General features: G+C 39.4%; 11 protein-coding genes. 9 read left to right on the top strand and 2 right to left on the bottom strand.

Annotation, left to right across the window (positions count from 1 at the left end):
• The 7 genes from EWZ81_RS08720 to gmhA form a co-directional block, all read left to right on the top strand.
• Positions 1-97: plasminogen-binding protein pgbA C-terminal domain-containing protein (locus tag EWZ81_RS08720; protein WP_165548743.1), on the top strand; the 97-nt coding region annotated here is incomplete at its 5' end.
• 4 nt (positions 98-101) lie between these two features.
• Entirely contained in the window at positions 102-773 is a 672-nt protein-coding gene (locus EWZ81_RS01120; RefSeq protein ID WP_165548742.1) for a type III pantothenate kinase, read from the top strand.
• Entirely contained in the window at positions 764-1,504 is a 741-nt protein-coding gene (locus tag EWZ81_RS01115) for a sulfite exporter TauE/SafE family protein (protein ID WP_165548741.1), read from the top strand. The genes EWZ81_RS01120 and EWZ81_RS01115 overlap by 10 nt, the downstream gene beginning before the upstream one ends.
• The gene (gene gmhB, locus EWZ81_RS01110) at positions 1,494-2,015 is read left to right on the top strand and encodes a D-glycero-beta-D-manno-heptose 1,7-bisphosphate 7-phosphatase (protein WP_165548740.1); all 522 of its coding nucleotides are present in this window, start codon (positions 1,494-1,496) and stop codon (positions 2,013-2,015) included. The genes EWZ81_RS01115 and gmhB overlap by 11 nt, the downstream gene beginning before the upstream one ends.
• Before the next feature lie 8 nt (positions 2,016-2,023).
• Entirely contained in the window at positions 2,024-3,016 is a 993-nt protein-coding gene (gene rfaD, locus EWZ81_RS01105) for an ADP-glyceromanno-heptose 6-epimerase (protein ID WP_165548739.1), read from the top strand.
• Entirely contained in the window at positions 3,013-4,404 is a 1,392-nt protein-coding gene (gene rfaE1 / locus EWZ81_RS01100) for a D-glycero-beta-D-manno-heptose-7-phosphate kinase (RefSeq protein ID WP_165548738.1), read from the top strand. Before rfaD ends, rfaE1 begins: the two co-directional genes overlap by 4 nt.
• Positions 4,397-4,975, top strand: coding sequence for a D-sedoheptulose 7-phosphate isomerase (gene gmhA / locus EWZ81_RS01095; protein ID WP_165548737.1), 579 nt, complete (start codon positions 4,397-4,399; stop codon positions 4,973-4,975). Before rfaE1 ends, gmhA begins: the two co-directional genes overlap by 8 nt.
• Positions 4,976-5,074: 99 nt before the next feature.
• On the opposite strand, the gene guaC is transcribed toward gmhA, so the two are convergent.
• Positions 5,075-6,052, bottom strand: a complete 978-nt coding sequence (gene guaC / locus EWZ81_RS01090) for a GMP reductase (protein ID WP_165548736.1) — start codon at positions 6,050-6,052, stop codon at positions 5,075-5,077.
• A gap of 248 nt (positions 6,053-6,300) precedes the next feature.
• Between guaC and EWZ81_RS01085 the strand changes: the two genes are divergently transcribed.
• Both EWZ81_RS01085 and EWZ81_RS01080 read left to right on the top strand, forming a co-directional pair.
• Positions 6,301-7,902 (top strand): ABC-F family ATP-binding cassette domain-containing protein, encoded by a 1,602-nt coding sequence (locus EWZ81_RS01085; RefSeq protein ID WP_165548735.1) that lies wholly within the window; start codon positions 6,301-6,303, stop codon positions 7,900-7,902.
• The gene (locus EWZ81_RS01080) at positions 7,899-8,843 is read left to right on the top strand and encodes a COG2958 family protein (protein WP_165548734.1); all 945 of its coding nucleotides are present in this window, start codon (positions 7,899-7,901) and stop codon (positions 8,841-8,843) included. The genes EWZ81_RS01085 and EWZ81_RS01080 overlap by 4 nt, the downstream gene beginning before the upstream one ends.
• A gap of 226 nt (positions 8,844-9,069) precedes the next feature.
• Here the strand turns inward: EWZ81_RS01080 and EWZ81_RS01075 are convergent, their stop codons facing one another.
• Positions 9,070-9,753, bottom strand: coding sequence for a phosphatase PAP2 family protein (locus tag EWZ81_RS01075; RefSeq protein ID WP_165548733.1), 684 nt, complete (start codon positions 9,751-9,753; stop codon positions 9,070-9,072).
• Positions 9,754-9,886: the final 133 nt, after the last annotated feature.

Raw genomic sequence — 9,886 nt, 5'->3', positions numbered from 1 at the left:
AGCGAGAGAATTTGAACAAAGAGCGAGAGAGCATCAAGAAAGAGATGAAAAAGAGCTTGAAGAAAGAAGAAAAGCTTTAGAAATGAATAAGAAGTAGGCCTATGCCAGCTAGGCAATCTTTTACAGATTTGAAAAACCTGGTTTTATGCGATATAGGTAATACGCGCATCCATTTCGCACAAAACTACCAGCTCTTTTCAAGCGCTAAAGAAGATTTAAAGCGTTTGGGTATTCAAAAGGAAATTTTTTACATTAGCGTGAATGAAGAAAATGAAAAAGCCCTTTTAAATTGTTACCCTAACGCTAAAAATATTGCAGGGTTTTTTCATTTAGAAACCGACTATATAGGGCTTGGGATAGACCGGCAAATGGCGTGTTTAGCGGTGGCTAATGGGGTTATAGTGGATGCGGGGAGCGCGATTACGATTGATTTAATCAAAGAGGGCAAGCATTTAGGAGGGTGTATTTTACCCGGTTTAGCCCAATACACCCATGCGTATAAAAAAAGCGCTAAAATCTTAGAGCAACCTTTCAAAGCCTTAGATTCTTTAGAAGTTTTACCTAAAAACACCAGAGACGCTGTGAATTACGGCATGGTTTTGAGCGTCATCTCTTGTATCCAGCATTTAGCCAAAGATCAAAAAATCTATCTTTGTGGGGGCGATGCGAAGTATTTGAGCGCGTTTTTACCCCATTCTGTTTGCAAGGAGCGTTTGGTTTTTGACGGGATGGAAATCGCTCTTAAAAAAGCAGGGATACTAGAATGCAAATGATGCAGAATTTGAGTTTTTTGGGCATGTTTTTAGCCGCTTTGAGCATGTCCTTAGGGCATTGTGTGGGCATGTGTGGGGGGATTGTGAGCGCGTTTAGTCAAATAAGATTTTCTAAAGTTACAAGCTTTTCTTACCAGCTCACTTGCCATGCCCTCTATAATGTAGGGAGGATCAGCACCTACATGCTTTTAGGGGCTATAACGGCAGGTTTAGGGCATAGTCTTAGCGTGAGCATGGGTTTTAGGGGTGTTTTATTGATGAGCATGGGAGTTGTTTTAATCCTTTTAGCGCTCTTGGGAGCTAAAGCGGAAAAATTAAGCTTTCAAATCCCTTTCATCTCTTTTTTGATGAAAAAAACCTTGCAATCTCAAAACATTCTAGGGCTGTATTTCTTGGGCGTGTTGAACGGGTTTTTACCTTGCATGATGGTGTATTCGTTTTTAGCGAGCGTGATTCTCAGTCATAGCGCCTTTATGGGAGCGATGCTAGGCCTTTCTTTTGGGCTTGGCACCAGCGTGCCGTTGTTTTTGATGGGGATTTTTTTAAGCAAGATTTCCATTTCTTACAGGAAATTTTTCAATCTTTTGTCTAAAGGTTTAATGGGGGTTTTTGGGCTTTATGTCCTTTATATGGGGATCATGCTCATTAATCATAAAATGCCCCATGCGATGCATCATCAAAACAGCACCACTCAGCATGATCATAAAGGAATGCATTCGCATGAACACTAACAAAGCCCTTTTTTTGGACAGAGACGGCATTATCAATATTGATAAAGGCTATGTGAGTCAAAAAGAAGATTTTGAGTTTCAAAAAGGGATTTTTGAATTGTTAAGCCATGCGAAATCTTTAGGCTACAAACTGCTTTTAATCACCAACCAATCCGGGATCAACCGAGGCTATTACACCCTTAAAGATTTTGAAAATCTCACCCAATATCTCCAAGAAAGCTTGCTTAAAGAATTAGGTTTTAATTTGGATGGCATCTATTTTTGCAGGCACGCCCCAGAAGAAAATTGCGCTTGCAGGAAGCCAAAGCCCTCTTTGATTTTGCAAGCCGCTAAAGAGCATCAAATTTGCTTGGAGCAATCTTTTATGATAGGCGATAAAGAGAGCGACATGCTAGCCGGCTTGAACGCTAAAGTTAAAAATAACCTTTTATTGAGTGCAAATTTTTTAAAAACTTCTCATTCTTGGATACAATGTAAAGATCTTAAAGAGATGATGGAACTAATCAAATAAGGATAAGAATGCGTTATATTGATGATGAATTAGAAAATCAAACGATTTTAATCACCGGTGGGGCTGGCTTTGTAGGCAGTAATTTGGCCTTTTATTTTCAAGAGAACCACCCTAAAGCTAAAGTAATCATTTTAGATAAATTCCGCAATAACACGCTCTCTAGTAATAACCGCCCCAGTTCTTTAGGGCATTTTAAGAATTTAATCGGTTTTAAGGGCGAAGTGATCATAGCTGATATTAATAATCCCTTAGATTTAAGGCGTTTAGAAAAGTTGCATTTTGATTATTTGTTCCACCAAGCCGCTGTTTCTGATACGACCATGCTGGATCAAGAATTAGTGATGAAAACCAATTATCAGGCTTTTTTAAACCTTTTAGAAATCGCTCGCTTAAAAAAAGCTAAAGTGATTTACGCTTCTTCAGCGGGCGTTTATGGCAACACCAAAGCCCCCAATGTGGTAGGCAAAAACGAAAGCCCTGAAAATGTCTATGGCTTTTCCAAGCTTTGCATGGACGAATTTATTCTTTCGCATTCAAGCGATAACATTCAAGTGGGATTAAGGTATTTTAATGTCTATGGGCCTAGGGAATTTTATAAAGAAAAAACCGCTTCTATGGTTTTGCAGCTCGCTTTGCAAGCGATGGCGTTTAAGGAAGTCAAGCTTTTTGAATTTGGCGAGCAATTAAGGGATTTTGTCTATATTGAAGACGTGATCCAAGCGAATGTGAAAGCGATGAAGGCTCAAAAAAGCGGGGTTTATAATGTGGGCTATTCGCAAGCCAGAAGTTATAATGAAATCGTTAGCATTTTAAAAGAGCATTTAGGGGATTTTAAAGTGAGCTATATTAAAAACCCTTACGCTTTTTTCCAAAAGCACACCCAAGCGCACATTGAACCCACTATTTTGGATTTAGATTACACCCCTTTATACGATTTAGAAAGCGGTATTAAGGATTATTTGCCCCATATCCATGCGATTTTTAAAGGACAGCGTGCATGAAAAAAATTTTAGTCGTAGGCGATCTGATCGCTGATTATTATTTGTGGGGGAAGAGCGAACGCCTTTCTCCTGAAGCCCCTGTGCCTGTTTTAGAAGTCAAAAAAGAGAGCAAGAATTTAGGCGGAGCGGCCAATGTGGCTAATAACCTTATCTCTTTAAAAGCTAAAGTCTTTTTATGTGGGGTGGTGGGCGATGATTTAGAGGGCAAGCATTTCATTAGCGCTTTAAAAACAAGAGGGATTGACACTTCAGGCGTCTTAATAGATAAAACCCGTTGCACCACGCTTAAGACGCGCATTATCGCACAAAACCAGCAAATCGTGCGCGTGGATAAGGAAATCAAAGATCCCTTAAACGCTGATTTAAGAAAGAATCTTTTAGATTTTTTCACAGAAAAAATCCAAGAAATAGATGGCGTGATCCTTTCAGATTACAATAAGGGCGTGTTGGATTTTGAACTCACTCAAACAATGATCGCTCTAGCCAACCAATACCACAAGCTCATTTTATGCGACCCTAAAGGGAAGGATTATAGCAAATATTCCCATGCGAGTTTGATCACGCCTAATCGCGCGGAATTAGAGCATGCGCTCCATTTGAAATTAGACAGCCATGCGAATTTATCAAAAGCGCTCCAAATTTTAAAAGAAACTTATCAAATCGCTATGCCTTTAGTCACTTTGAGCGAACAAGGCATCGCTTTTTTAGAAAAAAACGAGCTAGTCAATTGCCCCACTATCGCTAAAGAAGTTTATGATGTCACGGGGGCAGGCGATACGGTGATCGCGTCTTTAACGCTTTCTTTATTAGAATCAAAAAGCCTAAAAGATGCTTGCGAGTTTGCCAATGCGGCTGCGGCGGTGGTGGTGGGTAAAATGGGGAGCGCGTTAGCGAGTTTAGAAGAAATCGCTTTGATTTTGAACCAAACGCACCCTAAAATTCTCCCTTTAGAAAAGCTGTTAGAAACTTTAGAACCCAATCAGCAAAAAATCGTTTTCACCAATGGCTGTTTTGACCTCCTCCATAAAGGGCATGCGAGTTATTTGCAAAAGGCTAAAGCTTTAGGGGATATTCTCATTGTGGGGTTAAATAGCGATGCTTCCGTTAAAAGGCTTAAGGGGGATAAACGCCCCATAGTGAGCGAAAAAGACAGAGCGTTTCTTTTAGCGAGTCTGTCTTGCGTGGATTATGTCGTGGTGTTTGAAGAAGACACGCCCATCAAATTAATTCAAGCCCTAAAGCCTGATATTTTAGTCAAGGGAGCGGACTATCTCAATAAAGAAGTCATAGGGAGCGAGTTTGCTAAAGAAACCCGCTTGATGGAGTTTGGAGAAGGTTATTCCACAAGCGCTATCATAGAAAAAATTAAAAGGACATGCAATGATTGATGGTTTAATTAAAAAAGAATTTTTAGCCCATAAGGAAGCGTTAGAAAAAAGTTTAGAGGGTTTGCAAGAAGCGTTAAAGCAAAGCGTTTATCTTTTGATAGAAACTTTAGAAAATCAAGGGAAAATCCTTATTTGCGGTAATGGGGGGAGCGCGAGCGATGCGCAGCATTTTGCCGCTGAATTGACTGGGCGCTATAAACTAGAAAGGAAAGGCTTGAGTGCGATAAGTTTAAGCACGGATACCTCAGCTCTCACCGCCATTGCGAACGATTATGGTTATGAAGAAGTGTTTGCCAGACAAGTGGAAGCACTAGGGGTAAAAAACGATGTTTTGATAGGGATTTCTACAAGCGGTAATTCCAAAAATGTCCTAAAAGCTTATGAAAAAGCCAAAGATTTAGGGGTAAAAACGCTTAGTCTAGCGGGGCATGATGGGGGGAAAATGAAGCCTTTAAGCGACATGGCTTTGATTGTCCCTAGCGATGATACCCCACGAATCCAAGAAATGCACATTCTTATGATCCACATTTTATGCGATTGCATTGAAAGGCATTTCGCTAGTAAAAATTAAATTCAAAGGCTACGCGCTTGAATTTAACAAGAAAATGATCCCACAAAACAAGTTGAAGACCATTTTTTCTGTCTTTTGCTTTCGTTTCATCAGTCTTTTTTAGATTGCGTCTCCATTGAAAATTGAATTTTTCACAATGACATAATCAACTTTTCGAATCGCTTCAAGGTCTCTCCCACCTGCATAGGAGATTGAAGATTGCAGATCTTGATGCATTTCAATCAGCGTATCTTTTAATGATCCTTTATGTTGGATCCAAATTTTCTTACCTTCAATATTTTTCTTTTCACCTTTTTGGAACTCTGAAGCTGAACCGAAATATTCTTTATATGCGATACCATTTTCTATTTTTGTTTCTCCAGATGATTCTTCATGCCCTGCAAAAAGCGAGCCAATCATTACCATTGTCGCGCCAAAGCGTATTGATTTTGCAATATCGCCATGCGTGCGAATACCACCATCTGCAATAATCGGTTTTCTTGCTGCTTTAGCGCACCATCTAAGAGCTGCCAGTTGCCAACCACCCGTACCAAAGCCTGTTTTGATTTTGGTGATACACGCTTTCCCAGGTCCAATGCCAACTTTTGTAGCGTCAGCACCGGCATTCTCTAATTCACGGACTGCTTCTGGTGTGCCAACATTCCCGGCAATCACAAAAGTTTCTGGCAAATGCGTTTTGATGTGTTGGATCATTTCAATGACAGAATTTGAATGGCCATGCGCAATATCGATCGTGATATAATCTGACGCTAATTTTTGTTTGGCCAACTCTTCTACAAAAAGATATTCTTCCTTTTTCACCCCAACACTGATGGAGCTGATATATTGGCGTTCCTTCATTTTTTTGACAAACGGGATTCTTGCCGCTCCATCAAAACGGTGCATGATGTAGAAATAGCCATTTTTTGCTAGGAATTCTGCGATCGAGTCGTTGATGATTGTTTGCATGTTTGCTGGGACTACGGGCATTTTAAATGTGTGTTTGCCTAAGGTAACGGTCGTATCACACTCTGAACGGCTATTCACAATACATTTATTAGGGATGAGCTGGATGTTTTCGTAATCAAATATTTTCAATGACACGATCCTTTTGATGTTTATATAGAGCAAAACACGAACGCTATTTGATTTTAAGCATTATTTTTAAGCGCCTTTTGTAATTTATCTTAATTTGAATAAAAAATCAAGAGAAAAAATTAAATAAACTCGGACAAGATTTGGGCATCAAAGATCTTGCAGATAACCATAATAAGCAAGGGATACAATATTGTAAATAAAACGCTACAATAAACTTTCTCTAATCACAAAAATAAGGAAATCATAAGATGCTACAAACCATCAACTTAACGCAACGCTATGCGACTAAAAAATTGTTTGAGAATGTGAATATCAAGCTGGATAAAAACAAACGCTACGGGCTGATTGGGGCTAATGGCGCAGGAAAATCCACTTTTTTAAAGATTTTGAGCAAGAGCATTGATTGTAGCAGTGGGGAAGTTATCATCACAAGCGGGATGAGAATGGGGGTTTTAGGGCAGGATCAATACGCTTTTGAAGATTTGAGCCTTAAAGATGCGGTTTTGATAGGCAATAAGCGTTTGTATGACGCTATCAAAGAAAAAGAACGCTTATACACTGAAGGCGATTTGAGCGATGATAAAGTGAATGCTAGGCTAGGGGAGTTAGAAACCATTTGCGTAGAAGAAGATCCCATGTATGAATGCGAAGTGGTGATTGAAAAAATCCTAGAAGATTTAGGCATTCCTAGCTCTAGGCACAATGATTTAATGAAAACCTTGCCAAGCAGCGATAAATTTAAAATCCTTCTCGCTCAAGTTTTATTCCCTAAACCGGATATTTTGCTTTTAGATGAGCCGACCAACAATCTGGATTTAAACGCCATTGAATGGCTAGAAAACAACCTCAAACGCCATGAAGGCACGATGGTAGTCATCAGCCATGACAGGCATTTTTTAAATGCGGTATGCACGCATATTTTAGATTTGGATTTTCACAGCGTGCGCGAATTTAGCGGGAATTATGACGATTGGTATATCGCTTCTACTTTGATGATCAAACAGCAAGAGGCCGAACGCAATAAAAAACTCAAAGAAAAAGAAGAGCTAGAAAAATTCATCGCTCGTTTCAGCGCTAACGCTTCTAAAGCCAAGCAAGCCACCAGCCGCCAAAAACAACTGGATAAATTAGACATTCAAAGCTTAGCGGTATCTAGCAGGAGGGATCCTAGCATTATTTTTAAACCTAAAAGAACCATTGGTAATGAAGCCTTAGAGTGCGAAAACATCTCTAAAAGTTATGACGGGCAAATTATTTTAAATCAAGTGAGCTTGAAAGTGATGCCTAAAGACAAGATCGCCCTCATAGGGCCAAATGGCGTGGGTAAATCCACGCTTTGTAAAATTCTAGTAGAAGAGTTAAAGCCGGATACTGGCGTGGTGAAATGGGGAGCGACCGTTTCAAAAGGCTATTTCCCTCAAAATGTGAGCGAAGAAATCAGCGGGGAAGAAACCTTGTATCAATGGCTTTTTAATTTCAATAAAAAGATTGAAAGCGCAGAGGTTAGGAACGCTTTAGGGAGGATGCTTTTTAATGGCGAAGAGCAAGAAAAATGCGTGAACGCTTTAAGTGGGGGCGAAAAACACCGAATGGTTTTATCCAAGCTCATGCTAGAGGGGGGGAATTTCTTAGTCTTAGATGAGCCAACCAACCATTTGGATTTAGAAGCCATTATCGCTTTAGGCGAAGCGCTCTTTAAATTTGATGGGGCAGTGATTTGTGTAAGCCATGACAGAGAGCTCATTGATGCGTATGCTAATAGGATCATTGAATTAGTCCCAAGCCCTAAAGGCGCTTCAATCATTGATTTTAAAGGCAGTTATGAAGAGTATTTAGCGAGCAAAAAATGAAACCACGAGATATTAAAATCATTCAAAGCGTTTTAGAAATTACCAAAGAACCTATTAAGGTTACTCTGATTTATCATAAAGCCCAAGAGCTTTTTGAAAAAGGCGAGATTGAAAGCATGTTTGATTATGGGGGCAACACTCCCGATCAGAGTGTTAGCGCTGCTATTTATACAGCCTTAAGCAAGGGCGAGGATCTGCCTTTTTTGAAAATGAGAGAAAAACCAGTTTTAATCGCTTTAAAAGATACGGTTAAAGAGCCGGTTTTAAACGCTTTAAAATCAAGCGCTCCAAGTGTTAAAATCGTGCATGAAAGAGATTTGCACCCTTTTTTAACTTACATGGCTTGCCACAATGAAAATTTGAAATGCTACACGAAAACCATTTTTCATGAAGGAAGCTTAAAATCGCCAAAAGGCATGGACAGGTGGCTTTATCCGGACATGGTGGGGGTTAGGTTTTTGAGTGCTGAATTGTCTAATGAAAATTTAATCGCTTTTTCTAAGAAATTTGACACTTTACCCGTTAAATTGGTGAGCTTTGAATTGAAAAAAGAAATCAGCGTGAATAATTGCAGGGAGTGTTATTTTCAAGCGATTTCTAACAGCTCGTGGGCTAATGAGGGGTATTTAGTGGGCCATCATATTGATACGCATAATCCCAAACTCATGGATTTATTGAAGCGTTTGCATGCAAGTTTTGGGATTGGCGTGATTGATTTAAGAACGGATGAGGATAAAAGCGCTATTTTATTGAACGCTAAATACAAAGAAAAGATTGATTACACCGTGGCTTCAGAGCTTAGCGAAAAAAATGAAAAATTCAGCGGTTTTTTAAAAAGCGTCGTGGATTATGACCCAAACCACCAACACCGCTATAAAGATGAATTTGATGAGGTTAAAAAGAAAGAGAAGTTATACCCTAACCCATCACTTTCTTTTTAAAAAATGAGATTTTAAAAACGCTTTAAGCGTTTTTGTAAAAAATAGCAAAGAGCTTGATTTTAATCAAGCGATAGCTTATTAAAGCGGTCTTGGGGGTTAGGGGGTTTCTTAAGGGGGTTAAGGGGGTATTATCGCAAAATACCCCCTATCCCCTTAAGAGAATGAGTTTTATCAAAAAATAGAATTCTAAAAATTTTAGTTGTCAGTGTTTGGTTAAATAAAGCCTTTATTGATTATAAGGGCGTTTCAAAAACCCTAAATAAAGCGCTAAAGAGCAGCACGACCAAGCAATCCCTAATAAAAACCCTCCTAAAACATCGCTAGGGTAATGCACCCCTAAATAAACCCTATCATACGACATTAAAAAAATCCAAAAAAGTAAAACCACAGCAATAATCGTTTTAATGCGAGCATTTGCGTTAGAATAGCATAACAGCAACGCCAAAGAGCCATAAAAAAGCGCTGAAGCCAAAGCATGCCCGCTAGGGAAACTAAAGCCATGCGCAAAAACCAATTCGCCATTGGTTACAGGCCGTGGGCGCGCCACTAAAAGCTTAAGGGATTTTAAGGTGAATTCACCTAATAAGATGCTAAAGAAAAACCACACCCCCAAAGCGATGCGTTTTTGAAACCCAAACCACAAGCCAATGAGTAAGGCTATAGGAGTGGTGAGCTTGCTTTGCGCAAACCATGTGCTAAAAAACACGAAAGAAAGCCACGCGCTCCCTTGAATGGGGGCAGGGTTGCGGATCAAGTCTATAAAAAATAAATCCAATTGTTGGATCCACTCTTGGCGCAAAGCCACCCCGCTTATCACAATGCCAAACAATATAAAAAAGACCACCCCAACAACCCCAAGCGCCTTAGCCGCTTTTTTCTCTCTCACGCTTATCGTTCTGCCAAATACCATTCAAACCCCTTTTAAAAATGACTTTTAAAAATGGGATTATAGCTTATTTGATTAAAAAATAAGTTTTATGACAAAACGATAAAATAACCAAGATCCCATTTTTTAAAAAATAACAATAAGGCTTTGATTATTA

The organism is Helicobacter pylori (genome assembly GCF_011140715.1).
GTDB lineage: Bacteria > Campylobacterota > Campylobacteria > Campylobacterales > Helicobacteraceae > Helicobacter > Helicobacter pylori_DA.
The sequence above is the reverse complement of the archived record's forward strand: the minus strand, read 5'-3'. Positions and strand labels throughout refer to the sequence as shown.